General features: G+C 61.8%; 34 protein-coding genes and 1 tRNA gene. 21 read left to right on the top strand and 14 right to left on the bottom strand.

Going from position 1 to position 26,371, the window contains the following annotated elements; genetic code table 11:
* Nucleotides 1-84: 84 nt before the first annotated feature.
* The 10 genes from ACX2DJ_RS12510 (at nt 85) to ACX2DJ_RS12465 (ending at nt 3,978) form a co-directional block, all read left to right on the top strand.
* Entirely contained in the window at nt 85-237 is a 153-nt protein-coding gene (locus ACX2DJ_RS12510; protein WP_462573042.1) for a hypothetical protein, read from the top strand.
* Nucleotides 234-1,181: a phage shock protein PspA gene (gene pspA, locus ACX2DJ_RS12505; protein ID WP_462573041.1), complete on the top strand. Its 948-nt coding sequence runs from the start codon at nt 234-236 to the stop codon at nt 1,179-1,181. The genes ACX2DJ_RS12510 and pspA overlap by 4 nt, the downstream gene beginning before the upstream one ends.
* Before the next feature lie 3 nt (nt 1,182-1,184).
* Complete coding sequence (pspB, locus tag ACX2DJ_RS12500; RefSeq protein WP_462573040.1) at nt 1,185-1,487, top strand: envelope stress response membrane protein PspB; 303 nt, start codon at nt 1,185-1,187, stop codon at nt 1,485-1,487.
* Entirely contained in the window at nt 1,484-1,861 is a 378-nt protein-coding gene (gene pspC / locus ACX2DJ_RS12495; RefSeq protein ID WP_462573039.1) for an envelope stress response membrane protein PspC, read from the top strand. The genes pspB and pspC overlap by 4 nt, the downstream gene beginning before the upstream one ends.
* Before the next feature lie 24 nt (nt 1,862-1,885).
* Nucleotides 1,886-2,197: a hypothetical protein gene (locus tag ACX2DJ_RS12490; protein ID WP_462573037.1), complete on the top strand. Its 312-nt coding sequence runs from the start codon at nt 1,886-1,888 to the stop codon at nt 2,195-2,197.
* A complete protein-coding gene (locus ACX2DJ_RS12485; RefSeq protein ID WP_462573035.1) occupies nt 2,197-2,547 on the top strand; it encodes a hypothetical protein in 351 nt (116 codons plus the stop codon). Before ACX2DJ_RS12490 ends, ACX2DJ_RS12485 begins: the two co-directional genes overlap by 1 nt.
* Entirely contained in the window at nt 2,544-2,825 is a 282-nt protein-coding gene (locus ACX2DJ_RS12480) for a hypothetical protein (RefSeq protein ID WP_462573033.1), read from the top strand. Before ACX2DJ_RS12485 ends, ACX2DJ_RS12480 begins: the two co-directional genes overlap by 4 nt.
* 29 nt (nt 2,826-2,854) lie before the next feature.
* The gene (locus ACX2DJ_RS12475) at nt 2,855-3,088 is read left to right on the top strand and encodes a hypothetical protein (protein WP_462573032.1); all 234 of its coding nucleotides are present in this window, start codon (nt 2,855-2,857) and stop codon (nt 3,086-3,088) included.
* 133 nt (nt 3,089-3,221) lie between these two features.
* The gene (locus ACX2DJ_RS12470; protein WP_462573091.1) at nt 3,222-3,629 is read left to right on the top strand and encodes a SufE family protein; all 408 of its coding nucleotides are present in this window, start codon (nt 3,222-3,224) and stop codon (nt 3,627-3,629) included.
* Complete coding sequence (locus tag ACX2DJ_RS12465; RefSeq protein ID WP_462573030.1) at nt 3,604-3,978, top strand: YbaN family protein; 375 nt, start codon at nt 3,604-3,606, stop codon at nt 3,976-3,978. Before ACX2DJ_RS12470 ends, ACX2DJ_RS12465 begins: the two co-directional genes overlap by 26 nt.
* Here ACX2DJ_RS12465 and ACX2DJ_RS12460 read toward each other — a convergent pair whose 3' ends face one another.
* Both ACX2DJ_RS12460 and ACX2DJ_RS12455 read right to left on the bottom strand, forming a co-directional pair.
* Nucleotides 3,979-4,488, bottom strand: a complete 510-nt coding sequence (locus ACX2DJ_RS12460; RefSeq protein WP_462573028.1) for a sterol desaturase family protein — start codon at nt 4,486-4,488, stop codon at nt 3,979-3,981.
* Nucleotides 4,489-4,518: 30 nt separating this feature from the next.
* Complete coding sequence (locus ACX2DJ_RS12455; RefSeq protein WP_462573027.1) at nt 4,519-4,917, bottom strand: acyl-CoA thioesterase; 399 nt, start codon at nt 4,915-4,917, stop codon at nt 4,519-4,521.
* A 118-nt stretch (nt 4,918-5,035) separates the two neighbouring features.
* Here ACX2DJ_RS12455 and leuC point away from each other — a divergent pair, with 118 nt between their 5' ends.
* The 9 genes from leuC (at nt 5,036) to ACX2DJ_RS12410 (ending at nt 11,198) form a co-directional block, all read left to right on the top strand.
* A complete protein-coding gene (gene leuC, locus ACX2DJ_RS12450; RefSeq protein ID WP_462573090.1) occupies nt 5,036-6,469 on the top strand; it encodes a 3-isopropylmalate dehydratase large subunit in 1,434 nt (477 codons plus the stop codon).
* Between the two features lie 39 nt (nt 6,470-6,508).
* Nucleotides 6,509-6,661 carry an isopropylmalate isomerase gene (locus ACX2DJ_RS12445; protein ID WP_462573025.1) on the top strand — a complete coding sequence of 51 codons (153 nt, stop codon included), beginning with the start codon at nt 6,509-6,511 and terminating at the stop codon, nt 6,659-6,661.
* 26 nt (nt 6,662-6,687) lie between these two features.
* The gene (locus tag ACX2DJ_RS12440; RefSeq protein ID WP_462573023.1) at nt 6,688-7,527 is read left to right on the top strand and encodes an N-acyl homoserine lactonase family protein; all 840 of its coding nucleotides are present in this window, start codon (nt 6,688-6,690) and stop codon (nt 7,525-7,527) included.
* Nucleotides 7,527-8,129, top strand: a complete 603-nt coding sequence (leuD, locus tag ACX2DJ_RS12435; RefSeq protein WP_462573022.1) for a 3-isopropylmalate dehydratase small subunit — start codon at nt 7,527-7,529, stop codon at nt 8,127-8,129. Before ACX2DJ_RS12440 ends, leuD begins: the two co-directional genes overlap by 1 nt.
* Nucleotides 8,126-9,124, top strand: coding sequence for an NADPH:quinone oxidoreductase family protein (locus ACX2DJ_RS12430; RefSeq protein WP_462573021.1), 999 nt, complete (start codon nt 8,126-8,128; stop codon nt 9,122-9,124). Before leuD ends, ACX2DJ_RS12430 begins: the two co-directional genes overlap by 4 nt.
* Before the next feature lie 69 nt (nt 9,125-9,193).
* Complete coding sequence (locus ACX2DJ_RS12425) at nt 9,194-9,517, top strand: DUF1476 domain-containing protein (RefSeq protein ID WP_462573019.1); 324 nt, start codon at nt 9,194-9,196, stop codon at nt 9,515-9,517.
* 4 nt (nt 9,518-9,521) lie between these two features.
* Entirely contained in the window at nt 9,522-9,761 is a 240-nt protein-coding gene (locus ACX2DJ_RS12420) for a BolA/IbaG family iron-sulfur metabolism protein (protein ID WP_462573017.1), read from the top strand.
* A gap of 30 nt (nt 9,762-9,791) precedes the next feature.
* Nucleotides 9,792-10,121 carry a Grx4 family monothiol glutaredoxin gene (gene grxD, locus ACX2DJ_RS12415; protein ID WP_462573016.1) on the top strand — a complete coding sequence of 110 codons (330 nt, stop codon included), beginning with the start codon at nt 9,792-9,794 and terminating at the stop codon, nt 10,119-10,121.
* 294 nt (nt 10,122-10,415) lie between these two features.
* Nucleotides 10,416-11,198, top strand: a complete 783-nt coding sequence (locus ACX2DJ_RS12410) for an NUDIX hydrolase (protein ID WP_462573015.1) — start codon at nt 10,416-10,418, stop codon at nt 11,196-11,198.
* Nucleotides 11,199-11,372: 174 nt separating this feature from the next.
* Here ACX2DJ_RS12410 and ACX2DJ_RS12405 read toward each other — a convergent pair.
* Nucleotides 11,373-11,449, bottom strand: a tRNA-Arg gene (locus ACX2DJ_RS12405).
* 61 nt (nt 11,450-11,510) lie between these two features.
* On the opposite strand from ACX2DJ_RS12405, the gene ACX2DJ_RS12400 reads away from it, so the two are divergent.
* A complete protein-coding gene (locus ACX2DJ_RS12400) occupies nt 11,511-12,254 on the top strand; it encodes a queuosine precursor transporter (protein WP_462573014.1) in 744 nt (247 codons plus the stop codon).
* 6 nt (nt 12,255-12,260) lie between these two features.
* Here ACX2DJ_RS12400 and ACX2DJ_RS12395 read toward each other — a convergent pair whose 3' ends face one another.
* The 11 genes from ACX2DJ_RS12395 to ACX2DJ_RS12345 form a co-directional block, all read right to left on the bottom strand.
* Nucleotides 12,261-13,823 carry a Ppx/GppA phosphatase family protein gene (locus tag ACX2DJ_RS12395; protein ID WP_462573013.1) on the bottom strand — a complete coding sequence of 521 codons (1,563 nt, stop codon included), beginning with the start codon at nt 13,821-13,823 and terminating at the stop codon, nt 12,261-12,263.
* Nucleotides 13,820-15,973 carry an RNA degradosome polyphosphate kinase gene (locus ACX2DJ_RS12390; RefSeq protein WP_462573011.1) on the bottom strand — a complete coding sequence of 718 codons (2,154 nt, stop codon included), beginning with the start codon at nt 15,971-15,973 and terminating at the stop codon, nt 13,820-13,822. The genes ACX2DJ_RS12395 and ACX2DJ_RS12390 overlap by 4 nt, the downstream gene beginning before the upstream one ends.
* A gap of 75 nt (nt 15,974-16,048) precedes the next feature.
* Nucleotides 16,049-17,047 carry a P-type DNA transfer ATPase VirB11 gene (gene virB11, locus ACX2DJ_RS12385; RefSeq protein ID WP_462573009.1) on the bottom strand — a complete coding sequence of 333 codons (999 nt, stop codon included), beginning with the start codon at nt 17,045-17,047 and terminating at the stop codon, nt 16,049-16,051.
* Complete coding sequence (locus tag ACX2DJ_RS12380) at nt 17,044-18,150, bottom strand: TraB/TrbI/VirB10 family type IV secretion system protein (RefSeq protein WP_462573007.1); 1,107 nt, start codon at nt 18,148-18,150, stop codon at nt 17,044-17,046. Before ACX2DJ_RS12380 ends, virB11 begins: the two co-directional genes overlap by 4 nt.
* The gene (locus ACX2DJ_RS12375) at nt 18,150-18,959 is read right to left on the bottom strand and encodes a TrbG/VirB9 family P-type conjugative transfer protein (RefSeq protein ID WP_462573006.1); all 810 of its coding nucleotides are present in this window, start codon (nt 18,957-18,959) and stop codon (nt 18,150-18,152) included. The genes ACX2DJ_RS12380 and ACX2DJ_RS12375 overlap by 1 nt, the downstream gene beginning before the upstream one ends.
* Nucleotides 18,956-20,131, bottom strand: coding sequence for a TrbL/VirB6 family protein (locus ACX2DJ_RS12370; RefSeq protein WP_462573005.1), 1,176 nt, complete (start codon nt 20,129-20,131; stop codon nt 18,956-18,958). Before ACX2DJ_RS12370 ends, ACX2DJ_RS12375 begins: the two co-directional genes overlap by 4 nt.
* Nucleotides 20,128-22,554, bottom strand: coding sequence for a VirB4 family type IV secretion/conjugal transfer ATPase (locus tag ACX2DJ_RS12365; RefSeq protein WP_462573003.1), 2,427 nt, complete (start codon nt 22,552-22,554; stop codon nt 20,128-20,130). The genes ACX2DJ_RS12370 and ACX2DJ_RS12365 overlap by 4 nt, the downstream gene beginning before the upstream one ends.
* Nucleotides 22,555-22,571: 17 nt before the next feature.
* Nucleotides 22,572-22,856 (bottom strand): VirB3 family type IV secretion system protein, encoded by a 285-nt coding sequence (locus ACX2DJ_RS12360; protein ID WP_462573001.1) that lies wholly within the window; start codon nt 22,854-22,856, stop codon nt 22,572-22,574.
* 7 nt (nt 22,857-22,863) lie between these two features.
* The gene (locus tag ACX2DJ_RS12355; RefSeq protein WP_462572999.1) at nt 22,864-23,163 is read right to left on the bottom strand and encodes a TrbC/VirB2 family type IV secretion system protein; all 300 of its coding nucleotides are present in this window, start codon (nt 23,161-23,163) and stop codon (nt 22,864-22,866) included.
* Nucleotides 23,164-23,814 (bottom strand): lytic transglycosylase domain-containing protein, encoded by a 651-nt coding sequence (locus ACX2DJ_RS12350; protein WP_462572998.1) that lies wholly within the window; start codon nt 23,812-23,814, stop codon nt 23,164-23,166.
* A gap of 209 nt (nt 23,815-24,023) precedes the next feature.
* On the bottom strand, nt 24,024-24,422 hold the full coding sequence (locus tag ACX2DJ_RS12345) for a hypothetical protein (RefSeq protein ID WP_462572996.1): 399 nt from the start codon (nt 24,420-24,422) through the stop codon (nt 24,024-24,026).
* Nucleotides 24,423-24,741: 319 nt separating this feature from the next.
* Here ACX2DJ_RS12345 and ACX2DJ_RS12340 point away from each other — a divergent pair, with 319 nt between their 5' ends.
* Nucleotides 24,742-26,283, top strand: coding sequence for a beta-helix domain-containing protein (locus tag ACX2DJ_RS12340; RefSeq protein WP_462572995.1), 1,542 nt, complete (start codon nt 24,742-24,744; stop codon nt 26,281-26,283).
* The last annotated feature ends 88 nt before the right edge of the window (nt 26,284-26,371 follow it).

Raw genomic sequence — 26,371 nt, 5'->3', positions numbered from 1 at the left:
TCATCTATTTGTTTTATCGAACTTTTTTTAGTTTGGCACACTGCTTGCTGAGTAGTGAACAAACCGCAAAGGAGTGTTCGAGCAATGTACGACCGCCGCTTTTTCCAGAGCAAGCTGGGACAGGCCGCCCTGGCAAGCATTTCCGCGATGGTCGCATTCGTCGCCCTCAGCGCACAGATGCATGCCACGCCAGCTTTCGCTGCCGCTACGCAGTGCGAAATGGTCGAAATGGCATGACCAAGCCAACCGAAAATTCCCCTTTCGGGCCGGAGCGCTCTGCCCCCCCCCTGAAATCTTCAGGTGAGAGCGATCCCGCTGGCGCCAAATCCAGTCCTGGCGACAGTGCTCCGGCCCAACCCCTTTCCCGCGAGCTCCCCCAGCGACGCACGCGGCTCGATGCGGAAATCGAACGCCTGCGGCAGAGCCCCACCCCCACCCAGTCGCGCAAGCGTTCGACTGACGATGAGAGTTTTTTCAACGGAGTAGCCTTCATGGGCATTTTCAGCCGCACACGAGATATTATTGCCGCCAACTTCAATGATATGCTCGACAAGGCCGATGACCCGGCCAAGATGATCCGCATGATCATCCTCGAGATGGAGGAAACGCTGGTGGAAGTTCGCGCCAGCGCGGCACGCACCATCGCCGATCAGAAAGAGATGCATCGTCACATCGTCAAGCTTGACCGGCTCCAGGCCGATTGGGGCGAAAAGGCCCAGTTGGCGCTGAGCAAGGATCGCGAAGACCTGGCCCGCGCGGCACTGGTTGAGAGGAAAAAGGCGGTCGACATGGCTGACCAACTCAAGCAGGAGATCGCGGTGCTGGATGATGCGCTGCGCGCTTATGAGGAAGACATCCAGAAGCTGCAGCATCGCCTGCGCGAGGCGCGCAGCCGCCAGACTGCAATTGCCGCACGGCTCGAAAGTGCGGAAAACCGCGTCAAGCTGCGCACGCTGATGAGCACCGAGCGGACCGACGAAGCGCTCGCCCGCTTCGACCAGCTCGAGCGCCGCGTCGATTATGCCGAAGGCCGCGCCGAAGCGCTGAGCATTGCCGACCAGTCTGGCAAGCCCAGCCTTGCGGACGAAATCGCCGCGCTCGAAGGTGCGGACAAGATCGACGAAGAATTGGAAGCAATGAAAAAGGCGCTCGGCAAAGACGGCGCCGAAAAGGAGGGCTAAGCCATGGATTTCGAAAGTGTACTGGCGATCTTTGGGATCTTCATTTTCCTCCCATGGATAATCCTCCACTACATCACCAAGTGGAAAACCGCCGCCACCATCACCACTGATGACGAAGTGCTGCTGGACGAACTCTACAGCCTTGCCAAGCGCCTGGACGAGCGCATGGATACCGTCGAGCGCCTGGTGGCCAGCGACAATCCCGATTTCCAACCCAAGCGACTGATCGCCGAACACGAACGCGACAACCAGCAATTGCGCGAACTCGAAAGCCTCATGGCCGAGAAGAAAGGAGCTTCCAAGTGAACAGCCCCCGCACCACGCTTTACCGCGACAAGCACAATGCCAAACTGATGGGCGTATGCTCAGGCATTGCAGATTATACCGGAGTTGACACCTTCTGGGTGCGTCTGGGCGCACTGTTCCTGATCCCGATGACGGGAGGATGGGTAATCCCGGCCTATTTCATCGCTGGCCTGCTGTTGAGCAAGAAGCCGCCGCATCTTTATGTTGACCAGGACGAACAAAAGTACTGGCAGCGCGTGCGCCAGAGCCCGCAGCGCACCGCGCGCGAGATCCGCGCCCGCTTCCGCGACGTTGACCGCCGCCTGGCCGAAGTCGAGCATTATTACGTCAGCAGCAATCCGCGCCTTACCGCGGAAATTGAACGCCTGCGTTGAAATCAGGGAACGGGGAATAGAGTTATGGAAGACATCATCTGGATACTGGTACCGCTAGCACCTTTCCTGATGGTCAGCTTCATTGTCTGGACCAAGCACCAGCAGAAGATCGCCGAATTGCAGGTCAGTACTACCGCCGAGAATACGGCCGAACGCGCGGCGCAATATGCTTCGCAGGTTCAGCGGCTCGAAGACCGCGTGCAGGTGCTCGAACGCATCGTCACTGACAAAGGCTATGATGTTGCCACGCAGATCGAAGCACTGCGCGACACGCGCCGTGTGGACGAGCATGACAGCGGCGTGCCGCTGGGCATGGCCAAACGGGAGCGCGCATAATGGACGCGGCAATGCTTGAAGTATTGGCCCCCGCGATTGGCGTCGGCGCAGTCGCCATGTCGATTGCCTGGGTGATCAACACTTTCATCCGGGTCAAGCACGGCTACCCACTGGAAAACAGCTGGGGCAAGGCCGTCTATCCCAAAAACACCGAATCCGAAGATCGGGTCAAGCGTCTGACACAGGAAAACGCGCAGCTGCACGCAGAACTCGGATCGATCAAAAACCGGCTCGCCAATGTGGAAGGGATCGTGACCGATAGCGGATACCATTTGACGCATGAAATCAATCGACTGCGTGATGCCGAGAAACACGATATGCTGCCCCAGCAACGGGAAGCCGCACAATGACCATGTGGAGTGCCATAGTCCTGATCGTGCTGATAGCCGCAGTCGCCGGCGTCATGCGCTCGCGCTACCGCGGCAGCGACCGGCCTGGTTATCATGACCAGGGCCAATCAAGCGCCCGCGAGGCCGAACTACAGGATGAAGTGGAAAGCCTGCGCGAACGTATCCAGGTACTCGAACGCATAGCCACTGACGGAAATTCGGTCGACGCGCGCGAGACGCGCCGGATCGCTGAAGAAATCGAAGGCCTGCGCGACCATCATGGCAAGCAGGACAGGTAGGGCCAAGGGTTCAAGGAGGGCATGAGGGCATGTTTGAACCGACAATGATTATCGCCGCCGCATCGCTGGTGGGCCTGTGCGTGGTCGCCTTTGCGCTGCTCAAGGCCTGGCAAGGCTGGTTGGCATTGAAGCAGCAAGAGCTCGACATTGCGCCGCGCGAAATCGAAGGCGGCGTGGGCAACAGCGCGGCAAGGATCGAGATTGCGGACCTCAAGGAACGCATCAAGAAGCTGGAAGCCATCGCCAGCGGGGTGGATTTGTAATCAGGGCCGCCTACATGTGCAGCATCCCCGGAGATCGTCATTGCGAGGAGCGCAGCGACGAAGCAATCCATGAGCGGATGCGCGCAAGACCCTGGATTGCTTCGCTCCGCTCGCAATGACGAGTATTGAACACTTGCGATCCCTGTCCGATATCCTTGAAGAATACGAGTTCCTTGAAGGCGATGAACGCTATCGCCTGCTGATTGAACTTGGCCGTGAACTCGACGAAATGCCCGATGCGCTGAAAACCGATGCAACGCTGGTGCGCGGCTGTTCGGCCAGCGTTTGGGTCTATCCCACCGAGCAGAACGGCAAGCTGCATTTCCTGGCTGACAGCAACGCCGCAATCACCAAGGGGATCGTCGCGCTGGTAATCTCTGCCGTTCAGGACAAGCCAGCGAGTGAGATCGCCAGGCTCGATGTTACTGCGGCACTTGAGCCGTTCGACCTCAGGAACCAGCTTTCCTCCAACCGCACACAAGGCGTGCCCAATATGATCGCTCTGGTACGCGAGCATGCCGCGCGCATTGCTGCGGGCTGATATGCGCGGGTTCTATCTGGCAGGAGGGATTGCCTCGGTCGCGCTGGCTGCGGTGGGCGCGTTCCTGCCGATCTTGCCGACTGTGCCATTCCTGTTGATCGCGGTTTTCTGCTTTGCCCGCAGCAACCCTGCGTGGGAAAAGAAGATCCTCGATCACCCGCATTGGGGGCCGCAGGTCCTGGACTGGCGTGAACGCCGCGCGATCAACCGCCGCGCCAAGGTGATGGCGCTGGGCGCACTTACTGCAGGGGTCGGCTTCACCTGGCTTACGCTGGGTGCGCCGTGGGTGTTCCTTTCGCTGGCAATTCTGCTGATCTCGGGAAGCTGGATCTGGACACGCAACGAGTGATCAGGTGTCTGCCGCCCCTCGCACGACGGCTATGCCTGCTTCGCGCTGCAACTTGAGCTCGGCCTTCAATTTCGCTGGATCGCGCGCAAAGACAAAGCCGAAACTCACCCCACCCTCCTTGCCGATCGTCGCATGGTGCAGCTTGTGTGCCTGCACCAGTCGCTTGGCATAACCGCGCTTGGGCACCCAGCGGAAATAGCGCTGATGGACCAGGCCATCGTGCACCAGTGTGTAGATGATGCCGTAGATCAGGATACCCAGCCCGATCCATGTGCCCGGCCACCACGCCTGCGCCCCCATCACCATGGGCGAGCCAACGGCAAACATGGAAATGCTCATCGCGGCACCAACAATCGCGAATAGATCGTTCTTCTCCAGCGCCTTGTCGTGCGGTTCGTGGTGGTCACGGTGCCACCCCCAGCCGAAGCCGTGCATGATATACTTGTGCGATGCCCATGCGACCCATTCCATCGCCACGACCGTGGCGAGGATAATGACGAATGGGATCAACCAGTGGGGCATGGCAAGGCTTATAGCCGATCAGCCGTCCGGGAAAAAGAAGCTGCGTAAATGCTCGCCGATCCGCGCCGGGCGCAAAGTCTGGGCATCGATGCAGCACCAGCTCGATTTGACCTCGGCCAGGACTTCCTCGCCGCGGCGGATCACGGTGTGATAGAATGCGCGCGCACCCTGGAAATGTTCGAGCACGGTCTGTGCAATAACATCGTCCTCGAGGAAGGCGGGCCGGCGATAGGTGATCTCATGCTTGAGCGCGACCCAGGCCTTGTCTGCCACCTCTTCGGCCGGGGCCAGCTTGTTCCAATGCGCCAGGACGGCGTCCTGCACCCAGTTGAGATAGCGGGCATTGTTCACATGGCCCATGAAGTCGATATCTTCAGGGGCGACCTTGATCGGAAAGGTAAAGGGTTGTGCTGACATGCATGTTAGTTAGGTATGCAAAGCTTTCCTTTCCATGACTATTCAATTCGTGGCGCTCAACTGGCTTGCCAGTGTTGCCGATTGGCCGCTAATCGCGCCGTTGAAAGAGCAGGAACCCATGGCCAGCAACCCGCGCACGTTATACGAGAAGATCTGGGACGCACATGTTGTCGAAACCCGCGATGACGGCACCTCGCTGATCTACATCGACCGGCATCTTGTGCATGAGGTGACCAGCCCGCAGGCGTTCGAAGCATTGCGGATGAGTGGGCGCAAAGTGCGCCGCCCAGATCTCACTCTGGCTGTGCCCGATCACAATTTGCCGACCACCCCGCGCCTGGACGCGAGCGGGAAGCGCATCCCGATCGCCGACCCGATGAGCGCGCAGCAGCTTGCCGCGCTCGAAGCCAATGCGCCGGCTTTCGGAATTCGTTACATCGACGCGGCCGCAGCGACGCAGGGGATCGTCCATGTCGTCGGGCCAGAGCAGGGCTTCTCGCTGCCGGGCACAACGATCGTCTGCGGGGATTCGCACACCGCCTGTCACGGCGGGCTGGGCGCCCTCGCCTTTGGCATCGGCACCAGCGAAGTCGAGCATGTGCTCGCGACACAGACGCTGCAATTGAAGCGTTCAAAGACGATGGAGGTTCGGGTCGATGGCTCGCTTGGCCCGGGCGTCACCGCGAAAGACCTCATCCTCCACATCATCGGCACCATCGGCGCGGCCGGCGGCACGGGCCATGTGATCGAGTATCGCGGTTCGGTTTTCGAGGCGATGAGCGTCGAGGAACGCCTGACCGTCTGCAACATGAGCATCGAAGGCGGGGCGCGCGCGGGTCTGATCGCGCCGGACGAGACAACCTTTGCCTATATCAAGGGCCGGCCCTTGGCTCCCAAGGGCGAGGAATGGGATGCCGCGCTTGCCTGGTGGAAGACGCTAAGTACCGATGAAGGCGCAGTTTTCGACAAGTCGGTCACTATTGACGCCAGCAAGGTCGAGCCGACTGTCACCTGGGGCACCAGCCCCGAGGACACGGTGGCGATTGGCGGTGTGGTGCCCGATCCGGCCAGCTTTGCCGACCCTTCAAAGCAGACGGCCGCTCAAAAAAGCCTTGAATATATGGGGCTTACGCCGGGCTTGGCGATGCAGGATATTGCGATCGAGAACATCTTTATCGGCAGTTGCACCAACAGCCGGATCGAGGATTTGCGCGCTGCTGCAGCGGTACTGAAAGGGCGCACAAAGGCACCTAACGTGCGCTGGGCGATCGTGGTGCCGGGATCGGGCCTGGTAAAAGCGCAGGCCGAGGAAGAGGGGCTCGACAAGATATTTCTCGACGCCGGGTTCGAATGGCGCGAGCCGGGCTGTTCGGCCTGCCTTGGCATGAATCCCGACAAGGTCCCGCCGGGCGAGCGCTGCGCCTCCACCTCCAACCGCAACTTCGTCGGCCGCCAGGGGCCGGGTGCGCGCACGCACCTGCTCTCGCCTGCCATGGCAGCAGCGGCGGCGGTTGCCGGCCATCTCGCCGATGTGCGCCAGTTCACCGCATGATCCCTTGCCCCCAAGCGATACCGACACCATAGAGAAACCATGACCAAATCGAACAAAGGCAAGGCAGCCCTGGGCGCTGCCGCAATCGGTTCCGCAGCCATCGCCGCTGCATTGCTTTATGCCAGCAAGCGCAAGAAGAAGGACGAGCCCAAGCCCACCATTCCATCGGGCGAAAATCCGGAGACCGATTGAACGCTTGGCGCAAGTAGGGGGATACGATGATGAAGAGATTTCTTGCCACGATCTTTGCAGCCGCTCTCTCCGCGCCACTCGCGGCGCAAGACACCCCCGATCTCGAGATGTGGCGGCTTGATTGCGGCACCATCGATTTGAGCGATTCCGAATCGTTTTCCGACGCGCATCTTTACGACGGACAGCCGCGGACTCTGACCGTAAGCTGCTATCTGATCCGCAACGGGGGGCAGTACCTCTTGTGGGATACGGGCCTGTCATCGCAATTGTTGGGCACGAGCTTTACCGATGGTGCGTTCACCGTCTCGCTGGAGCGGACAATCACCGATCAGCTTGCCCAACTGGGCATCAGCCCCGCAGATGTCACCTACGCAGCAGCCAGCCACTACCACTTCGACCATACCGGCCAGCTGGCAGACTTCCCCGAAGCAACCTTGCTGATCGGTGCTGCCGACTGGGAAGTGGTCAAGGCCACGCCAGAGCCCAATCCGCTTGTCGATCCTCGCCCTTTCGCTCCGTGGCTGAGCGAAGAGGCCGCACCGGTTACCGCCATCGGGCAGGACCATGACGTCTTCGATGACGGATCGGTACTGATCAAGGCGATGCCGGGTCATACGCCGGGCCACACAAGCCTTTTGGTCCGCCTGCCCGAGAAGGGCGACGTCCTGCTGACCGGTGATCTCTATCATTTCGAAGAGCAGGTTACGAACCGTGGCGTACCCCAATTCAACACCAACCGCGCGGATACACTTGCTTCGATGGAACGCTTCAACGCAATCGCCAAGTCGCTTGATGCGACTGTGATTATCCAGCACGACGCGCGTCACCTGGATCGATTGCCAGCGTTTCCAGAGTCGGCAAAGTAATGGAGCCGGTCAAAGAGATCGAGGGGCGCGCCTATCCCTTTGGCGCGAAGAATATCGATACGGACGTGATCATTCCTGCCGAATGGCTCAAGACCATCACCCGCGAAGGCCTTGGCCGGGGCGCCTTCGAAAGCATCCGCGCGCAGCAAGGCAATGTCTTCGACGACCCACACTACAAGGGTTCGCCGATCCTGATCGCGGGCGACAATTTCGGTTGCGGATCGAGCCGCGAACACGCGGCCTGGGCGCTGGGCGATCTGGGCATCAAGGCAGTGATCGCCCCAAGCTTTTCCGACATATTCTCGGGCAATGCGTTCAAGAACGGCATTCTCACCGTGGTGTTGCCGCAGGATGCGGTCGACCGGCTGATGGAAGTCGCCGAGACCGACGAGATAACGATTGACCTTGAGAACCAGACGGTGACGACGCCGTTTCAGGATCGCTTCACCTTCGAGATCGATCCCTTCCGCAAGCACTGCCTGATGGGCGGGCTCGATGAAATCGGCCTGACGCTGGCGCGCGATGAAGCGATTGCGGCATATGAACAACGCCGGGGCCGCGACATGCCCTGGATCGAGAGAGGAACGGAGATTAGCGCATGAAAGCCCTCAGAACCCACGCAATTGGTGGGCCGGAAACCCTGACGCTTGATGAAGTGGAGGTCCCCTCCCCCGGCAAAGGTGAGGTGCTGGTTGCGGTCAAGGCCTGTGCCATAAACTTTCCCGATACGCTGATGATCCGCGATCTTTACCAGTTCAAACCCCAGCGCCCCTATGCCCCCGGAGGCGAGATCGCCGGAGTGATCGAAGCCGTCGGCGAAGGGATCGAAGATTTCAAGGTCGGCGACAAGGTGATGGCCGGGATCGGCAATGGCGGGCTGGCCGAAAAGGTAGTGGTGCCCGCCGGCCGGATGTTCCCCATCCCCGATGGCGTGCCGTTCGAAAAGGCCGCCAGCCTGCTGATGACCTATGGCACCACAATCCATGGCTTGAAGGATCGCGGCCATATCAAGGCAGGCGATACCGTGCTGATTCTGGGGGCTGCTGGCGGCGTGGGCCTTTCCGCAGTCGAACTTGCCAAGGCTTTCGGTGCGCGCGTAGTCGCGGCCGTATCCTCCGAGGAAAAAGGCGAGGTTGCGCGCAAGGCGGGCGCTGACGAAGTGGTGATCTATCCCAAGGGCGAGATGGACAAGGACGCTTCAAAGGCGCTTGCCAATGCCTTCAAGGAAGCTTGCGGCCCTGAAGGCGCGAACATCGTCTATGACATCGTGGGGGGGCAATATTCCGAACCTGCGCTGCGCGCCATCGCCTGGGAGGGCAAGTTTCTGGTGGTCGGTTTCCCGGCGGGCATCGCCAAGATGCCGCTCAACCTGACGCTGCTTAAAAGCTGCGATATTGCAGGCGTTTTCTGGGGCGCGTTCACGGCGCGCGAGCCGATCAAATTCCGCCAGCAGGTGGAGGAGTTGTTCCAGATGCTGAAGGATGGCAAGATTGATCCGCTGGTTTCCGAAACCTTCCCGCTCGAGCGCGGCGGCGACGCCATTGCCAAGCTCGAAAGCCGCCAGGCGGTAGGCAAGCTTGTGGTCACCATGGACTGAAGCGGCTTGCCGCCACGGCTTGCGCGCCCTATTTCCAGATAGAACTCAAACCCCAAAGGGACTGCACAGATGACCGATTTCAGGGATCGCGAGCGCGGCGAGGAAGCCAAGTTTGCATTCGACGAGGAAACCGCCTTCAAGATCGCGGCGCGCCGCAATCGGCTGCTGGGTGAATGGGCCGCGGGCCTGATGGGCCTCACGGACGAGGAAACCGACGCCTACAAGAAAGCGGTTGTGCAGGCCGATTTCGAAGAAGCAGGGGATGAGGACGTGATCCGCAAGGTCCTGGGAGATCTGACCGGCGCAGGCTGCGATGTCAGCGAAGCCGACATTCGCAGCAAGCTGGAAGAGAAAAATATCGAGGCTCGCCGCCAGCTGATGAGCGGAGCCTGACCCGATGCCGATGTCTGCCGCTGAAATCGAAGACATGATTACCACCGCACTGCCCGGGGCGGCGGTGGAAATGACCGATCTTGCCGGCGACAATGACCATTGGGCAGCCAAGGTCACCGCCCCGCAGTTCGCGGGCAAGACCAGGGTCCAGCAGCACAAGATGGTTTACGAGGCATTGGACGGGCGCATGGGCGGCGTGCTGCACGCCTTGCAACTGACCACAGCCGTCCCCACTTCAGGCTGACCACGCACACCAACTCCAGGTTTTGATTATATGTCTGACGTCAACGCCCGAATCTCTACCCTCGTTAATGACAATGATGTCGTGCTGTTCATGAAGGGCACGCCGCTGTTCCCGCAATGCGGCTTTTCCAGCCGCGCCGTGGCGATCCTGGACCATTGCGGCATCGCCTATGAAGGCGTCGACGTGCTGCAGGACATGGAAGTCCGCCAGGGGATCAAGGCCTTTTCCGAATGGCCGACCATCCCGCAGCTTTATGTGAAGGGCGAATTCGTTGGCGGCAGCGACATCATGATGGAAATGTTCGAGGCTGGTGAATTGCAACAGCTGCTCGACGAAAAGCAGGTCGCGAAAACTTCTTAGTTTCTGCACGCCCATCCCTGGAACAAAAAAGCCGCCCCGGGGGTACCAGTGGGGCGGCTTTTCCTGTTCGGGGAGGCTGCGCCGGGGAGACCAGGTGGCGCTGCCTCATTCATCGAAGACTGTTTCGGGTACTCTTCCCTCAGCACAAGGTGTGCCAGTTTCAGAAAACGGCGCTTTCATCCAGAGTCCGATGGTTAACGCCCACGATAACCATGCCGCGTTTGTCAAATTTTCCGACAGGCTCGCATATTTGGTGATTGGCAATTGCTTGCCGCTGCGCTCTTATGCTCGGCAATGAGCGCGCCAGCAGATCCATCACCCAGCGGCATTCCAGCCGCCACTGTCATAATCTTCCGCAATGGCGAGGAAGGTCAACCGCCTGAAATCCTCATGACCATCCGCTCGCGCGAGATGGTGTTCGCGGGCGGCATGGCTGTGTTCCCGGGCGGGCGGGTTGACCCCGCCGATTTCGAGCTGGGGGCGCAAATTGGCGGTGAACTCGATCCTGACGAAGCGGCGCATCAGGTGGCGGCGGTGCGCGAAACGCTGGAAGAAACCGGCCTTGCGATCGGGCTTGCGGGTGAAATCGATGCAGCCAGGGCACACGCCGCGCGGGCATTCCTGCACGAGACGGGCCAATTGACACCGGTGCTGGAGCATTTCGGCTGGGAGCTTGATCTGGCGCAGCTGACGCCCTTCGCGCGCTGGTTTCCCAAGAACGAGCGCATTCCGCGCGTCTATGACACACGCTTCTACCTCGCCAACCTGGGCACCGGCGCGGTCCAGATCGAAGCCGACCTGTCGGAAAACACCCATCTGTTCTGGACCACGGCGCAGGGCGCGCTCGATGCGGCCGAACGGGGAGAGATCAAGCTGATCTTTCCGACCCGCCGCAATCTGGAGCGGCTCGCACTGTTCGGCAGCTTCGAGGAAGCGCGCGCGCAAGCCGAAGCCATTCCGGTGCGCACGATCACGCCTTTCATGGACGATGTGGACGGAAAGACCTGGCTCAATATCGGCGAGGACCTTGGCTATCCGGTGACGGGCGAGCCGCTCGATAGCGTTATGCGGGGGTAGCGGCGCAATCGGGCGGCAGTGCGGCAGGATGCCTGATGGCTGGCGCGCCCGGCAGGACTGTCCTCGCCGCTACGCGGCTCGTTCATCTTCGCGCCTGCGGCGCTCCGATTCCGAACTCTGTTCGAGCCCGCGAACACATCAGCCACCACGCACCCCTGCGGGATGCCTGATGGCTGGCGCGCCCGGCAGGACTCGAACCTGCTACCTCAAGATTAGAAGTCTCGCGCTCTATCCAGATGAGCTACGGGCGCGCGCCGGGACCCGCATTAGCGTGCTTTCCCCCCGGTTCAAATGCCGTTAGTCATCCCCGCAATGGAAAAATCGCAAATCCCGGTCGCCACCAGCCACGCGCCGCAAGCCTTCCGCTATTACGATCTGGTAATGGCGGCGTTTGTCGCGATCCTGCTGCTCTCCAACCTGATCGGGGCTAGCAAGCCGAGCTATATCCCGCTGCCCGGCGGCGAGAGCTGGATTTTCGGTGCAGGCGTGCTGTTCTTCCCGATCAGCTACATCATCGGCGACGTGCTGACCGAGGTGTACGGCTATGCCCGTGCGCGGCGCGTGATCTGGACCGGTTTTGGCGCGCTGCTATTCATGGCCTTCATGGCCTGGGTGGTCGTGTCGCTTCCGCCTGCTGACGGGTGGCCGCATCAGGGTGCCTATGAAGCCGTGTTCGGCAATAGCTGGCGCATCGTGCTTGCCTCCATGACCGCTTTCTGGGTGGGCGAATTCGCCAATTCCTATGTCCTGGCCAAGATGAAGGTTTGGACCAGCGGGCGCTTCCTGTGGATGCGCACGATCGGCTCAACCGTGGTGGGGCAGGGATTGGACAGCCTGATCTTCTATCCGCTCGCCTTCTGGGGCCTGGCCGGCTGGCCGCCCGAGACACTGGCGCAGGTGGTGCTCTCGCAATGGTTGATCAAGACCGCATGGGAAGCGCTGCTGACGCCCGTTACCTATCTGGTGGTGGGCACCCTCAAGCGGCGGGAGGGAATCGACCTCTACGATACCGAAACCGATTTCTCGCCTTTCGCCACTACCAGCCGCAACGCCTGAACGGCGCTATTTGGCGAGGCTGAAACGCGCGTCAGCCTCATCGCTATCCCACACCATGTCTTCCGCCACGATCTCGACCGCCGGCTCAAGCCTTAGCCGTTCGGCCAGCAGGGCGAGGTCTCTCTCGACCGTGATACCGTAGAGGTCGCGGTGGCTTTCCTGCAGCCGCAACACCAAGCGTCCCCCGTCACGCATCAACCGGCTGACCTGGAAAGACTTGCGCGAACGCGCGCCCACCCGGCGCGCAAGCCGGATCGCAAGGCCCCAGCAGATCGCCTCTTCAAGCGCTTCGGCAGAGGCCAGCTTGGTGAGCGACTTGGGCATGCCGAGCTGGTTGCCATTGGCCGCCGAAGTGGCCGCCATTTGCGCGCGGCCGACCGGATCAATCGCGATCCAGCGCTTGTGCAGCGCCCAGTCGATCGCCTGCTCGACCCTGAGGTTGGGCTCAATCTGGATCGACGCCAGCGCCAGCATGGTAGCCGCCAGCCGCACCCGTTCACTGCCAGTCTCACCGGTCGGCACCGCCTCGACCGTCCACCCGGCAATGCGCGCCGCGAGCTGGGGCGGCGCACCGCGATGGCCAACAAAGTGCGCCATGCCGGCCAACAGCGGGTCCTGTGCCTTCTGGTGCGGTTCGAGCCGCACGTAAAGCAATCCTTCGCGCAGACCCCATGACGAAAACACGACGCGGGTCGGGGCGAGCTGATTGAGCAAGGCCTGCAACAATACCGCAGCATCGGGCAGAACATCCGCACGGTTCAACGTCAGGCGCGGAATTGAGGCCAGCATTTCGGGCGCCGCGCGCGCTACTCGCCTCGCCAGCAGTGCCGCTTCGTGTGCATCAAGTTCGAAGGCATGCGGGTCTGACAGCGGATAATTGCGCTCTTCCATCGCGTAAACCGCGAGCGCACGCCATGTGCCACCGACAAGATAAAGCGACCCATCGGTCGGATTGCCCCAGCCGCCCTGCTTGAGCGCCATGCCAAGCCGTTTGCGCATACCGCCTGGCTTGGTTTCGCCCTCGCCGCGATATTCGTTCAGCCGCAATGTGCCAAGCGGCAGCGAGGTTGCAGTGTCGCACATTCCATCGGCGATTCGGACCAGCTCCAGGCTACCTCCACCAAGATCCGCTACAACGCCTTGCGCGCCGGGAAAGGCACCGATCACTCCGCTGGCGCTGACGCCGGCTTCCTCCTCGCCCGAAAGCAGGCGCGGCTCAAAGCCCAGTGCACGCACATGTTCCAGAAACTCCGGGCCATTGTCGGCCTCGCGCACGGCGGCGGTCGCCACAGTCTCGACATCCTGGACACCCAGATCCTCAAGCAGCAGGGCAAAGCGCTTCAGCCCGCGCATGGCCAACTCGATCGAGTCTGCAGGCAGGAGCCCGGTGGCCGCGATTTCGCGCCCGAGCTGGGCGACCACCTTCTCGTTCAGCACCACAACTGGCGCGCGCATGGTGCCGCCATAAACCACCAGACGCACCGAATTCGAACCGATATCGATTATCGCGCGTTCGGCGACATTGCCCGAAAAACTCCCCGCCCGGTCCCGCCGCCGCCGTGCGATCATGCTGGGCGCACCTTGCGCAATGAAAGCTTGGGCACGGCATCGGGATCAAGCGCCTCGCCCCGCCCCGAAAGCGAGGGATTGGTCATGAAATAGTGGTGGCAATTGAATGACCTGTCTTTCGACACCATGCGCAAATACCCCCCGTCGGCCCCCAGCAGCCAGCTCTGTTCGGTATCCAGCATATTCGCGAGCAGCACCTGCTGCAAAACCTGGTCATGCACGGTGTGGTTGCGGATCGGAATGAAGGTCTCGACCCGCCGGTCAAGATTACGCTCCATCAGGTCAGCCGACGAAATATAGACCAGGGCCGCGCTGCTCGGCATCGCCTCGCCATTGGCGAAGGCATAGATTCGGCCGTGCTCAAGAAAACGCCCGATAATCGATTTCACGCGGATGTTCTCGCTCACGCCCTCGACACCGGGCCGAAGGCAACAGATCCCGCGCACCACCAGCTCGATCTCGACCCCAGCCCCGCTGGCGTCATAGAGCTTGTCGATTATCGCCTGGTCAGTCACCTGATTGCATTTGATCCAGATCGCCGCAGGCTTGCCGCTGCGCGCATGGGCAATTTCGCGGTCGATCGCCGCATTGATCTCGGCACGCAGATTGAGCGGCGAGATCACCAGCGCTTCGGTGCCGCGCGGCTCGACATAACCGCTCACGAAATTGAACAGCTTGGCCGCATCGCGCCCGAATTCCGGGGCAGCGGTAAAGAAGCTCAGGTCGGTGTATGTACGCGCGGTCACCGGATGGTAATTGCCGGTGCCGAAGTGGCAATAGGTGCGAAAGCCATCTTCCTCGCGCCGCACCACCATCGCCACCTTTGCATGGGTTTTCCAGTCGACAAAGCCGTAGATCACCTGCACGCCTGCGCGCTCAAGCTGCGAGGCCCACATCAGGTTCTGCTCTTCGTCGAAGCGGGCCTTGATTTCGACTACCGCAGTGACCGATTTACCCTCTTCCGCCGCCGCAATCAGCGCACTGATGATCGCAGACTGATTGCCGGCACGATAGAGCATTTGCTTGATCGCCACCACGTCAGGATCGCTCGCCGCCTGGCGCAGGAAATCGACCACCACTTCGAAGCTTTCATAGGGGTGGTGGATCACGATATCCTTTTCTCGGATGGCCGAGAAGCAATCGCCGTCGTGTTCGCGAATCCGCTCGGGATAACGCGGGGTATAGCTTTCGAACTTCAGATCGGGCCGATCGATTTCCACGATCTCGCTCAGCCTCTCAAGCCCGATCACACCTGCGCTCTTGAGCACCAGCGCATCGCTTACGCCCAATTGTTCGAGCAGTATCTGCTCTGCCACCGGATCAAAATCCTGCTCCAGCTCTAGCTGGATCACCGTGCCCCGGCGGCGGCGCTGGATCGCACTGCGGAAAGTGCGAACAAGATCTTCAGCCTCTTCTTCAATCTCGATATCGCTATCGCGCAGCACACGAAACAGTCCGTCGCCTTCTATCGCAAAGCCCGGAAATACATGTTCGGCGAAGCGGCAGATTACATTTGTGATGCTGATGTAACACGCCTCCTCGCCCGGCACGCGCACGAAACGCGGCAGCGCGGGCGGGATCAGCACCATCTCGATCAGTTGCTCTCCGTCACTCTCTCGCGTGAGCGTGAACAGCAGTCCAAGCCCGCGATTGGCAACAAAGGGGAACGGGTGCGCCGGATCTAGCGCCTGCGGGGTGATGACCGGCAGGATTTCTTCAAGGAAATATTCCTTCAGCCACGAATATGCCTCGGGTTTTACGAAGTGATCATCTGCGACGTAAATTCCAGCCTGACCCAGCAGGCCGTGCAACTCGCTCCATACCTGCTGCTGACGCAGGGATAGCTGGGCAACCCTCTCGCGCACCGCAATCAATTGCTGCTGCGGAGTGCGCCCGTCGATCGAAAGGCGGTCAATTCCGCGCTGCACCTGGCCCGCCAGGCCAGCCACGCGGATCATCACGAACTCATCAAGGTTGCTGCCCGATATGGCGAGGAAACGCAGCCGCTCGAGCAGCGGATAATTCCCGTTCGAGGCCTCGGCCAGCACGCGTTCGTTAAACGCCAGCCAGCTCAGCTCGCGATTGAAATAAAGCTCGCTCGCATCGCGCGGGGCTGCGGTGGGCAATTTCGTGATGGGTTGGCTGCTCATGATCGAACGCTCAGTCTACTATGCGCTTTGGGTAATGTCGAAAAGCAGGTGGCCACAGACGTCCTGGTGCGCGGGTCAAATCAGCGAGCGGCAGTCTGCGATTTCGGTGATCCCACGCTTGCCTTGCCCGTCACGCCCCAATTGCACGATCACATCGATCACCGATGCGGCATATTGGATTGTGTCACTGCGCGACAGACCGATCCCGGTCTGCATCACCATCAGCGACAATTGCTCCAGCGCGCCCGTGAGGCTGTTGGCGTGAATGGTTGAAAAGCTTCCCGGGTGGCCAGTGTTGATCGCACGCAGGAAGCTTACGCTTTCCGCCCCGCGCAATTCGCCCAGCACGATCCGGTCGGGCCGCAAACGCAATGCCGCTTGCAGCAGCTCGTTGGCAGAAACCTTTGCTTCGCCCAATTCGCCCTTCACCGCCACCAGGCCAACGCCATTGGCGCCTGGCAGTTTTAGCTCGGGTGTATCCTCCACCAGCACCACCCGTTCGCTGCGCGGAATTTCCTTCAGCATGGCGTTGAGGAAGGTGGTTTTGCCGGTGCTGGTCCCGCCCGAAATCAGGATGGTGCGGCGCTGGCGGATCGCTTCGCGTAGATAGGCGATCGGCTGGGCTTGCGGGTCAGGCATGGCGGGCGCATCGGGCTTTGTCAGCGGACCGCTGTCATAGGCGTCAAGCGGCAGATCGAGCCGGCGGTGACGGCGGATCGCCATCGCCCAATGCTTGCGCGCGGCAGGCGGCCCGCAAAACTGGATACGCGCACCATCAGGCAGTGTTGCACCCAGCAGCGGATGCTCGCGATTGATCCCCTGATGGCTGACCCGCGCAACCTGCTCGGCCAGGCGCTGCACCAGTGCATCGTCAATCTCGGGCGTCTCGATCCGCTTCATGCCGGGATCGGCGGCATCCTCCACCCAGACTTCGCCGGGACGGTTCACCATGATTTCGGTCACGGTATCCAGGTCAAGCCAGCGCCTGAACGGCGCCAGATAGGCCTCAAGATAGACGCTGCGTTCGCCAGCGCCGGTGCTATCGGACGGCAGCGGATGTATCTCTGCGCTCATCCGCTGACCTGCGAGAAATCGAGATCGCGCGCCGTGAACACCCGGATCGGCTCTCCCTGGCGCACGCGCACGGTGGGACCGATCTGGCCATCCTGCTGGGCTGCTGCGGCCGCCGCAGAACTGCCGCCTCCCAGCACAATCGAAGTGCCGCCCGTTGCGATCGCGGTCAGCCCGTCGACGACCGACAAAAGCATGGCTGAACCGAACCGCTGGAAGAAGTTGGATTTCACCTGGCCCTGAAGCCCGGTGGTGCCATCAAAACCCACCGCAGGCGAGGCAAGGTTCACTGAAGCGCCATCGGGCCGGATCAACCGCGTCCAGATGACATAGGCGCGCTTCTGCCCGCCCTGCAGGCCCGACTGATATTGCCCGATCAGCCGCGAGCTGCGCGGCACCAGGATACGCGTGCCATCAAAGCTGCGCACATTCTCGCTCACCACGGCGCGGACATAGCCCGGCACATTTGTATCGATCGCGGTTTCCAGGATCGCAGGGATCAGCGTGCCCTGGGTGACAGTGGTTGAAGGATTGGTCATCGCCCGCGCTTGCGCGGGGGCGCCGCCCACGCCGCCGATGCGGCTGGCGAAGTCGGCTGCCGAGCCTGCACCGGCGCTGGTGGCGGTGGCGGCATCGGCGGAGGCTGCTTCACCCGCAGGAGACTGGGCCTGCTGCACCGCCGCGCTGGCATCGAACACCATGGTCGGGCTGGCATAGGGATTGACAGCGGAAACGGGGGCTGGCGCGGCGCTTTCATTGATCGGTTGCACGCTCGCTGCGGGCATGGGTTGTGCCTCGGCGGGCTGCGGCGCGGGAACGACAGCCGCCTGCACCGGCGCCTCGACCGGCGCGGGCGCAGGCACGCTGGCCTGGTCTTCCAGCCGCGCCGAATTCATCCCCCAGAAGGCAACCGCGCCCAACCCCGCTACGATTGCAATTCCGGCAACCAAGCCGAGAGTGTCGGACTTGCCCTGCTGCTGCGCCACCACAGGATAGGCGGTGCGGCTGGCAAGATCGATGATCTCTGCCGATTCCCGTTCGCGCGGATCGGCGCCACTGGCTTCGCCGGTTTTGCCCTTGGCGGGCAGCCTCATTGCCAGGCGCATCAGTTCTCCTCCCTCGATTGAGCTTCGGCCCTTGCTAAAGCAGGATCGTCACGCAGCGGCAGCGCCAGGCGGACAGGGCCACGATTGACCAGCAGCGCGCTATTCTCGCCCGATCGCAGCACAATCTCGCGGGGCACGGCCTGCACCACGATCGTGTCGCCCCGCACCGTGAAATTGACCGGCCCTTCTGTACCTTCCTGATCCTTGATCAATATCGCCGGAACTGCACGATCGGCAGGCCAGGAAAGGAAGGTCGCGCGCCCATCGTCATAGGCCCGCACCGGCAGAAGGCCGGCATTGCCCTGCTTCTCCCAGTCGAAATTGAGCGCGGCTGGATCGACCACGGCATAGGGGTCTGTCGCGGCCGCCATTTCCGCCGGATTGGCGGTCTCGCGCGCTGCCAGTGCGGCCTCCTCTGCCGTGGGCTCAGGCGGATCGGGATAGGTAAAGCTCAGCACATAGACCGGGCGGCCTCGCGGACTGGCAACCAGATCGAACAGATAGGTGCGCTTGCTGGTCACCACTGTCATATTGGTCACAGCAGTTGCCGAAAGGGGTTTCACAAACAGCAGGTTGGCGCGCTTGTTCGGCGTTACCTGCCAGCTTTGCGAATCCCCGATGGCGACATTTTCGATCACTTCGTCATCGCCAAACATGATCGTTGCCTGGACCCGCGCCTTGCCGTCGATCCGCACCACTTGGGCAGGATCATAAAGGCGCTCGACCAGTCGCGGATCATCAGCCAGCGCCGGGCCGCAAACAAATGTCGAAAGCGCTAACGCAAGCGCTGGGATCGCGGCGCGAATCATGTTGGCATCTCCGATTTGCGCGCCAATGCGCGCGCTTGCACAGGGCGGAAGCGATTGCCGATTCCGCGCGTGCGTGAGGGTGCGGCGGCACTGTCACCTGCTGCCGATGGCGGCGAACTGGTGGCATAGACCCGCGTTTCGCGAATTCGGCTCGATCCGGCTTGTCCGCCCGCATCATTGGCGGGGGTAATGGCAGTCACCGCATTCACATCGATGCGGCGCGAAGCATTTCCTGAAGCGGCGGCATAGCGCGGATCGGGTTGGCGCGATTGAGCCGGTCCGGTGGCTGTCGCGGGCGTATGGCTTGTGCTGTCTTCCCTGCCCGCAGCAAGCCCGAACACCTCCCAACCGGAGACCATGGTGGCCGCAACCTTGAGCACCATCACCATGAGCGCAACATGCACTGCGCCGACCAGGAAAAAGGCCATGGCGGCACGTGGGTCAATCTGGCCCGGTGTCCCGGTCAGCCCCGCCAACACCGGCACCGCAAGCTCTAGCATGATCGTGCCGCCGAGCACCGCGAATAGCGGGGTCAGCGCCAGCATCACCAGTCCCTTGAGCCAGCCGGCGAAAATCCCGCGCGTGCCATTGAACAGTGCCATGACAACGAAGATCGGCCCCAGCGCCACCAGCAGCGCCAGCGCGATACGCGAAGTGACCAGCACGCCCACGGTGCCCAGCAGCAGCATGACAGCACCCAGCCACATCAGGCCGGCCGGCGAAAAGGCCTCAAAATTCTGCTGCCCCTGGCTCGCCTGCTGGACCGCGGCGAACACCACGTCGAGCTTCTCGGCAAACACCCGCGTTGCCGATCCGTCGCTGCCGGTCAGCAGCGTAGCGAGATAATCCGGCGTTTCGACGAACAGCGGCCAGATGAAGCTGCGAAAGGCAACCCAGCTGGTCGAAAATGCCAGCACCAGGCCAACCGTGATCATGCGCGGCAACAGCGCCCTGACGCTGAGGTTCGAACGCCCCAGCATGAGGCTGATGGCGAAGAAGGAAACATACAGCGTCAGCAGGATGACGAGCGCGGTTTCGAGCGCCCCGCCCGGCGCGAAGATCTTGCCAAATGCGCTCGCGGCACCATCGGCAGCAATGCAATCCACCGCCTGCAGCGCCGCCGCAATGCCCCCGCCCATTTCGGACAGTGCACTGTCACAAAAGCCGTTCATTCGGCTGCCTGCCAGATCGGCAGCTCGCCCATTTCGCCGCCATCGCTGTGGCCCGGCCACACGCGCCCGGTAAGCGGCGGGAACCAGTCCGCCGGATCATCGCCCACCGCCGCGCGCAGCAGGTCCAGCCGCCGGACCGAAGCTTCGCGGCCCGAAAGGATGGTGAGCACTTCGGGTGCCCCGGAAAGGTCAAGCCGCACAACCACGCTGGCATCGGGCTGGCGCACCAGGAAGCAGCGGCTGTGCGCGGGCAGCGAACGGATCAGCGCGAATTCGTGGGCAGTCAGCCCAAACCCGTCGCAATAATCCTCTGCCCGGGCGCGCGAATTGGGCATGAAGATCATCGTCGCGGTCTGTTCGACCAGCGCCGCCGAAATGCGGCTCTCAAGCGCGTCACGCGCGCTCTGCGTGGCGAAGCCGACCAGTGCATTGCGTTTGCGCAGCGTCTTGAGCCAGTCACGGATGCGCGCGGCGAACACCGCGTCGTCAAGCGCCTTCCACCCCTCGTCGATCAGGATCATCGTCGGCTTGCCGTCAAGCCGCTCATCGATCCGGTGGAACAGATACATCATCACCGGCGTGCGCAGCCGCGGATTTTCGAGCAGCGCGGTCATGTCAAAGCCAAGCACGCGGTTCTCGAGATTGAGCTCGTCACGTTCATTGTCGAACAGCCAGGCATGTTCGCCATTATGAATCCAGGCCGAAAGCCGATCGGCAAGATCGCCGCGCTCGGGCCGCCTTGCCCCGGCAAGCAGTTCCCTGAAATGCCTGAGTTGTCGCAGCGAGGCGTCGTTTTCATAGGCCGCATCGACCGCTGCCGAAATCAGCGCCAGTTCCTCGGGCCCTTCGGCTGCAAGCAGCACGCCCAGCCAGTCGCGCAGGAAGGCGCGGTTTGCCGCACTATCGGGCAGCGCAAGCGGATTGAACCCTGTCGGCTCACCCGCGCTGATCCGGTCATAACGCCCGCCGATGCCGCGAATGAACAGCTCGGCCCCGCGGTCCTTGTCAAACAGGATGGTGCGGGGTGAGAATTTCTGGGCCTGCGCGGCGAGGAAATTCATCACTACGGTCTTGCCCGAACCCGATGGGCCGATGACGGAGAAATTGCCGAGGTCACCGTGGTGAAAATTGAAGAAGAACGGGGTCGAACTGGTCGTCTGCAACAGGGTTACGGCATCGCCCCAATGGTTGCCGCTGGCCTTGCCCAGAGCAAAGCCGTGCATCGACCCGAAGCTGGCCATATTGGCGCTGGAGATCAGCGCGCGCCGCACGACATATTGCTCGTTGCCAGGAAACTGCGCCCAGAAGCCGGGCTCGAGATTGATGTCCTCGCGCACCGCAATCGCGCCGGTGTCCGCCAGGGCTGCGGCGCAGGCGGCGGCCGCCTCGTCGAGCCGCAGCAGGCTGCTTTCGCGCACCTGCACCGTGAGGTGATGGTCGCCAAAGCCCACCGCGCCATTGCCCAGCGCGTCGCGCGCCGAAAGCATGTCCGCCCGCTCGGCGGCGGCTTCCTCGTCGACCGAACGAAGCCGGCGCAGGGCAAGATCGATCCGCTCCTTGGCCGTCGTCCGCTCTGCCGGGGCATAACTTTCCGTCACGATCATTTCGAAGGGCTGCCGCAGCAACCCATCAAGCAGTCCGGGCGAAGTCGCTTCGGGATAGTCCTTGAGGCCAAGGATCGCGCCGAACTCGGAGCCGCTCGAGCCGCGCAATTCCATCGCGTCGAGCCCGAAGCTCGCCCGGCGATAGGGCAGCATCTGCCCGATATCGGTGTCTTCGGCGGGCCGGCGCACCGGGCGCATTTCGCCATTGTAGAGCGCAGAGAGCAGCTCGAGCATCTCGGAATTGGTGCCGCCACCGGGATTGTCATAATCGCCCAGCACCTGCGCGCCATAGGCCTGCAGCGAAGCGACCAGCCCGGTCACCGCCGCCTTGAGCGTGCGCACATCCTTGGGGTCGGCCTCGATCTCGCCGCCACCCCTGCGGCTGAACTTGCGTGCAATGCGTTCGGCCAGCCCGGTCTTGCCGCGCGCAGGGCGGCGGATCAGCGTGATGAACTGATCGTTGACGAACAGCGCCCCGCCCGCCAGCCGCTCCTTCCAGCGGGCATCGATATGGCGGCATAGCGGATCCTCGAAATCCGCCTCCAGCTCCACCTCGACCCGCCGCCGGATGACATGATGGTAGAGCACGAAGCGCGAATCGAGCGTGGAGCGCAGCACCACTTCGCGGGTTGCGGCATGGGCATTGAGGCTGTCCGAATCCTCGGTTTCGAACAGCAGGCCGGGCACCTGGATCGATGTCATCACCGATCCGTCGCGCAGCAGCATCGTGCTCTCGTCAATCAGCCGCAGATAAGGCAAGCGGTCGCCCGCGCGGGCTTCCTTTGCGCCCCAGGCCGCCGCTCCGATCCATTTGCTCATCAGATCAATGTCCTGCGTTACGGCGCATAGCTGTTGCAGCCCCAGCGCTTGTAATTTTTCACGCGCGGGCATTGCGACACCTTCGTGATCCACAGATCGAAGATGCGCGGCTCACGCAGCGAAACGAAATAGCCGACCACATGGGTCACGATCGGCACGGGAATGATCCAGAAGCTTTTCAGGACCAGGAAAGCGATCGTCGTCACCATCAGATTGATGATGAAGAAATTCATCGTCACGCCCGCGAACATCTGCGGCCGGGTGAGTGCGCGGTGCACAGGATGGCGGACGAGGTCGCTCATGCGCGCCCTACCCCGCCGCCGCCTGGATACCGGCCACGATGGTGGTCGCGCCGAACAGGATGAACACGCCCACGATCACCGTCACGCCGAAGCGCCAGTTCATCCGCCCGGTCAGCATCATGAAGCCGATCGCGGCCACCGCCATCACCGCAACCGTGGTCGCGACTGTGCCCAGCAGCGTGCCCTGAAGCCACGCCAGCGCCGCCACGATCGGGCCCGAGCCCTGCGGATCGCCAGCCTGCTGCGCAAATGCGGCGGTGGGGCTAAGCAGCAATGCCAGGGCCGTCAGGCGAGAGAAGAGACGCATCTATGGTGTTTCCTTGGAACTGTGATTGGCAAGGCGATCCATGATCGCCACGACATATTGCTGGGTTTCGCGGATACGCGGCACGCCGCCCGCGCGCTCGACCCGCCCCGGCCCGGCATTGTAGGCGGCGAGCGCCTTTTCCAGATCGCCGCCAAACCGGTCGAGCTGCTCGCGCAGATAACGCGCGCCGCCCTCAAGGTTGGCAAAGGGATCGTCAGGATTGACGCCCAGATAGCTGGCAGTTCCCGGCATCAGCTGAGCCAGCCCGCGCGCGCCCTTGGGCGAAACCGCAGCAGCGCGCCAGCGGCTTTCCTGCCAGACCAGCGCCTCGATCAGTGCGGGGCTAAGATCGTAACGCGCCGAAAGTTCGGCAACCTTGGCGGCGAATTGCGGCGGGACTCCCCGGCTGCTGGCCTCTGCCTGGGCCACGGGAATATACCGCGCTGGCACAGCAGCCTGATCGGGAATTACGATTGCTTGCGGCGGCGTTTCGGCCGCCAGGCCGATCTCGAGCGGGCCACCGGACACCCAGCGCGAGCCCTCCGCGCCGATTTCAAGCACGTCTGCCCTAACTGGCGCAGCCACCAGCGCCAGAATCGCCGCTGCCGATAAACAACCGGCTTGCGCGAGAATCACTTGGGACGCCTTCATCAGGCCCCCATGCTTAGCCCAAGTGACAATGCAGTGACAAAACTGCGAAGGACGCGTTTCTCAAGTCATGCACAGGCTATCCACACCCCGCCCGGCGATTGCCGCTCGATCGGCGGCATTCCCCGGTCAGGACAAGAAAAAGCGCCCCGGAACCAGTATCCCGAAGCGCCTTAGGGTGAGGCCTGCCGATATGATGCGGAACCCGCCCGTCAGCGCACCGCCATGCGCGTAGTGTAGAGCGAGCCATCTCCAAGCATGCGCAGGGCCTGGCGCGCGAGCGCCCGCGAATAGACCCAATCGCCCTGAGAGGTTTCGAGTTCCATCTGGTCAGTGCTCGTCAGAGCCGCCTGAAACATTGCGCGGGCCTGACTTTCATCACCGCTGCGCGCATAGGCAATACCCAGATTGAGCAGCCGCGCCGGATCGTTCTGCGCCAAAACTCGATTGGCTTCGATCTCGGCGATGGCGCGTTCGTTGTCACCGGCCATCAGCGCTTCATAGCCAACCTGGCTGTCCGCCGAACGAACCTCGATTTCAACCGATTCGCCAGCAGGCAATGCAGCCGACTGAGCCAGAATCATGGTGCAGGCGATAGCTGCTGCGATCATGTTTGTTCTCCCATTGACGCATCAAGAATGACGCAATGCGCATGGGGGAGCAATAAAAATGAAACATTGTCATAAATCCGCAATCTTTAACTACTAACACACTGATATATATCTGTAATATACACACCCAGACTGTGAGAAGCGAGTTGGAGCCGTAGCGCGCCCGACGTCATATTTGTCATTCTTCAGTCATAGTTTGTGGATTGTTGCAAAACCGCAATCTTGGCCCCCAAACTGTCATCAAGCCCCCCTAGCGAACCGGTGCGCACCAACGCGCAGACTTTTCCGATTCTGGGTTTTCTTGAGGGGACCGCTCGCTGTGAAAAACATTCAAAAAACGCTCATTCTTGGTTGCAGCCTGGTCGCCCTGGCCGGCTGTGGTGCAGACGAAATCGTCTCTCCCGGCACTGGCGGGAACATTATCATCAACAACCCGGCGCCAACACCCACGCCCACGCCCACGCCGCCGCCCGGCTCTGGTGGTGTAACACCGGCTGCGGGCTGCCCCACCATTGCGGCGACCGGCGGACTGACCGACGGCGGGACGATTTCCGGCCCCACGGGCGAATATCGCATTTGCCAGCTTCCGGCCCTGATTGACGCCGACACCACCCTACCCCGTATTAGCGGTCTGCTCTACTCCCTGCCTGGCCAGGTTGATGTCGGCTCGGACCGCGGCCCCACCAGCACTGGAACCGATGTCACGCTGACCATCGAGCCAGGCGTAATCGTGTATGGGGCAACGGGCCGTTCGTTTCTTGTGGTGAATCGTGGCAACTCGATCGAGGCGAGCGGCACCGCCGCACAGCCGATCATCTTCACCAGCCGCGACAATGTGCTTGGACTCAGCACCGACGCCTCGATCTCGCAGTGGGGCGGCGTTGTCCTGCTGGGCCGGGCGCCAGTTTCGGATTGCCGTTCCGGCACCATCAATCCGGCCAATCAGGCTGATTGCGAACAGCAGCTTGAGGGGACCAATACCACCACGCTGTTTGGCGGTGCCAACGCAGCCGACAGCTCCGGCTCTCTCGAGTTCGTGCAGATTCGTTATTCGGGCTTCAGCATCGCTCCGGGCAGCGAGCTGCAATCGCTGACCACCGGCGGTGTCGGCACCGGCACGACCTTGAACAATATCATGTCGTTCAACAGTTCCGATGACGGAATCGAGATTTTCGGCGGTGAGGTAAACATCAAGAACCTGGCAGTAGTCGGCGCGGATGACGATTCACTCGATGTCGACTCCGGAGCAAAGGCCAATCTTCAGTTCGTGATCGCCGCGCAGCGCAGCGGCGGAGGCGACAGCATCATCGAACTCGATTCGCCCGATTCGGACTTCTCGACGGCTGCAAACCCGCAAACTGTGCTGCAGGTCGCGAACTTCACCTTCCTCGAACGCTCGACCACCAATTCGCAGGCCGTGCGTTATCGCGGCGGCGCAAAGGGCGTGCTCGCCAATGGCGTGATCGACACTGACAACGAAACCGGCATCCGCGTGGATGAAGCAGTAACGCTGGCGGCCGCACCTGTATTCCAGTCAGTAATCGGTGACTTCGACCCGGCGCGGCCGTTCCGCGGTGATGCCGGTGTTACCGATGCCCAGGTCAAGGCGGCATGGGACGCAGGCAGCAACAACAATGAAAATGTTGTCATCACGCTGACCATGAGCATCGCCAACGGAACCAATGAGACAGCGGTTCCAGCTTTCGATGTGACCGGCCTGTCGAGCTTCTTCGAAGCGGTGAACTATATCGGTGCAGTCCAGAACGAATCCGATACCCGTTTCACCGGCTGGACCTGCAACTCGGCGACGCTCAACTTCGGCAGCTCCAGTGGAACCTGCACCTCGCTGCCGGTCAACTGATCGCGCCTTTCGCACCAAGTGGGAGGCGCCACGCATAGCGGCGCCTCCCACACCCGCATTTACCGCCAGAGCGCATGCTTCTGGCTCA

Source organism: Altererythrobacter chaiwopuensis (genome assembly GCF_054957755.1).
This window is presented reverse-complemented; position numbering and strand designations above follow the sequence as displayed.

Bases quoted from the DNA above. Each gene is read 5' to 3' on its own strand.
- ACX2DJ_RS12510 (WP_462573042.1), top strand. From the start codon at position 85: ATGTACGACCGCCGCTTTTTCCAGAGCAAGCTGGGACAGGCCGCCCTG.
- pspA (WP_462573041.1), top strand. From the start codon at position 234: ATGACCAAGCCAACCGAAAATTCCCCTTTCGGGCCGGAGCGCTCTGCC.
- pspB (WP_462573040.1), top strand. From the start codon at position 1,185: ATGGATTTCGAAAGTGTACTGGCGATCTTTGGGATCTTCATTTTCCTC.
- ACX2DJ_RS12490 (WP_462573037.1), top strand. From the start codon at position 1,886: ATGGAAGACATCATCTGGATACTGGTACCGCTAGCACCTTTCCTGATG.
- ACX2DJ_RS12485 (WP_462573035.1), top strand. From the start codon at position 2,197: ATGGACGCGGCAATGCTTGAAGTATTGGCCCCCGCGATTGGCGTCGGC.
- ACX2DJ_RS12480 (WP_462573033.1), top strand. From the start codon at position 2,544: ATGACCATGTGGAGTGCCATAGTCCTGATCGTGCTGATAGCCGCAGTC.
- ACX2DJ_RS12475 (WP_462573032.1), top strand. From the start codon at position 2,855: ATGTTTGAACCGACAATGATTATCGCCGCCGCATCGCTGGTGGGCCTG.
- ACX2DJ_RS12465 (WP_462573030.1), top strand. From the start codon at position 3,604: ATGCCGCGCGCATTGCTGCGGGCTGATATGCGCGGGTTCTATCTGGCA.
- ACX2DJ_RS12455 (WP_462573027.1), bottom strand. From the start codon at position 4,917: ATGTCAGCACAACCCTTTACCTTTCCGATCAAGGTCGCCCCTGAAGAT.
- leuC (WP_462573090.1), top strand. From the start codon at position 5,036: ATGGCCAGCAACCCGCGCACGTTATACGAGAAGATCTGGGACGCACAT.
- ACX2DJ_RS12445 (WP_462573025.1), top strand. From the start codon at position 6,509: ATGACCAAATCGAACAAAGGCAAGGCAGCCCTGGGCGCTGCCGCAATC.
- ACX2DJ_RS12440 (WP_462573023.1), top strand. From the start codon at position 6,688: ATGATGAAGAGATTTCTTGCCACGATCTTTGCAGCCGCTCTCTCCGCG.
- leuD (WP_462573022.1), top strand. From the start codon at position 7,527: ATGGAGCCGGTCAAAGAGATCGAGGGGCGCGCCTATCCCTTTGGCGCG.
- ACX2DJ_RS12430 (WP_462573021.1), top strand. From the start codon at position 8,126: ATGAAAGCCCTCAGAACCCACGCAATTGGTGGGCCGGAAACCCTGACG.
- ACX2DJ_RS12425 (WP_462573019.1), top strand. From the start codon at position 9,194: ATGACCGATTTCAGGGATCGCGAGCGCGGCGAGGAAGCCAAGTTTGCA.
- ACX2DJ_RS12420 (WP_462573017.1), top strand. From the start codon at position 9,522: ATGCCGATGTCTGCCGCTGAAATCGAAGACATGATTACCACCGCACTG.
- grxD (WP_462573016.1), top strand. From the start codon at position 9,792: ATGTCTGACGTCAACGCCCGAATCTCTACCCTCGTTAATGACAATGAT.
- ACX2DJ_RS12410 (WP_462573015.1), top strand. From the start codon at position 10,416: ATGAGCGCGCCAGCAGATCCATCACCCAGCGGCATTCCAGCCGCCACT.
- ACX2DJ_RS12400 (WP_462573014.1), top strand. From the start codon at position 11,511: ATGGAAAAATCGCAAATCCCGGTCGCCACCAGCCACGCGCCGCAAGCC.
- ACX2DJ_RS12395 (WP_462573013.1), bottom strand. From the start codon at position 13,823: ATGATCGCACGGCGGCGGCGGGACCGGGCGGGGAGTTTTTCGGGCAAT.
- ACX2DJ_RS12390 (WP_462573011.1), bottom strand. From the start codon at position 15,973: ATGAGCAGCCAACCCATCACGAAATTGCCCACCGCAGCCCCGCGCGAT.
- virB11 (WP_462573009.1), bottom strand. From the start codon at position 17,047: ATGAGCGCAGAGATACATCCGCTGCCGTCCGATAGCACCGGCGCTGGC.
- ACX2DJ_RS12380 (WP_462573007.1), bottom strand. From the start codon at position 18,150: ATGCGCCTGGCAATGAGGCTGCCCGCCAAGGGCAAAACCGGCGAAGCC.
- ACX2DJ_RS12375 (WP_462573006.1), bottom strand. From the start codon at position 18,959: ATGATTCGCGCCGCGATCCCAGCGCTTGCGTTAGCGCTTTCGACATTT.
- ACX2DJ_RS12370 (WP_462573005.1), bottom strand. From the start codon at position 20,131: ATGAACGGCTTTTGTGACAGTGCACTGTCCGAAATGGGCGGGGGCATT.
- ACX2DJ_RS12365 (WP_462573003.1), bottom strand. From the start codon at position 22,554: ATGAGCAAATGGATCGGAGCGGCGGCCTGGGGCGCAAAGGAAGCCCGC.
- ACX2DJ_RS12360 (WP_462573001.1), bottom strand. From the start codon at position 22,856: ATGAGCGACCTCGTCCGCCATCCTGTGCACCGCGCACTCACCCGGCCG.
- ACX2DJ_RS12355 (WP_462572999.1), bottom strand. From the start codon at position 23,163: ATGCGTCTCTTCTCTCGCCTGACGGCCCTGGCATTGCTGCTTAGCCCC.
- ACX2DJ_RS12350 (WP_462572998.1), bottom strand. From the start codon at position 23,814: ATGAAGGCGTCCCAAGTGATTCTCGCGCAAGCCGGTTGTTTATCGGCA.
- ACX2DJ_RS12345 (WP_462572996.1), bottom strand. From the start codon at position 24,422: ATGATCGCAGCAGCTATCGCCTGCACCATGATTCTGGCTCAGTCGGCT.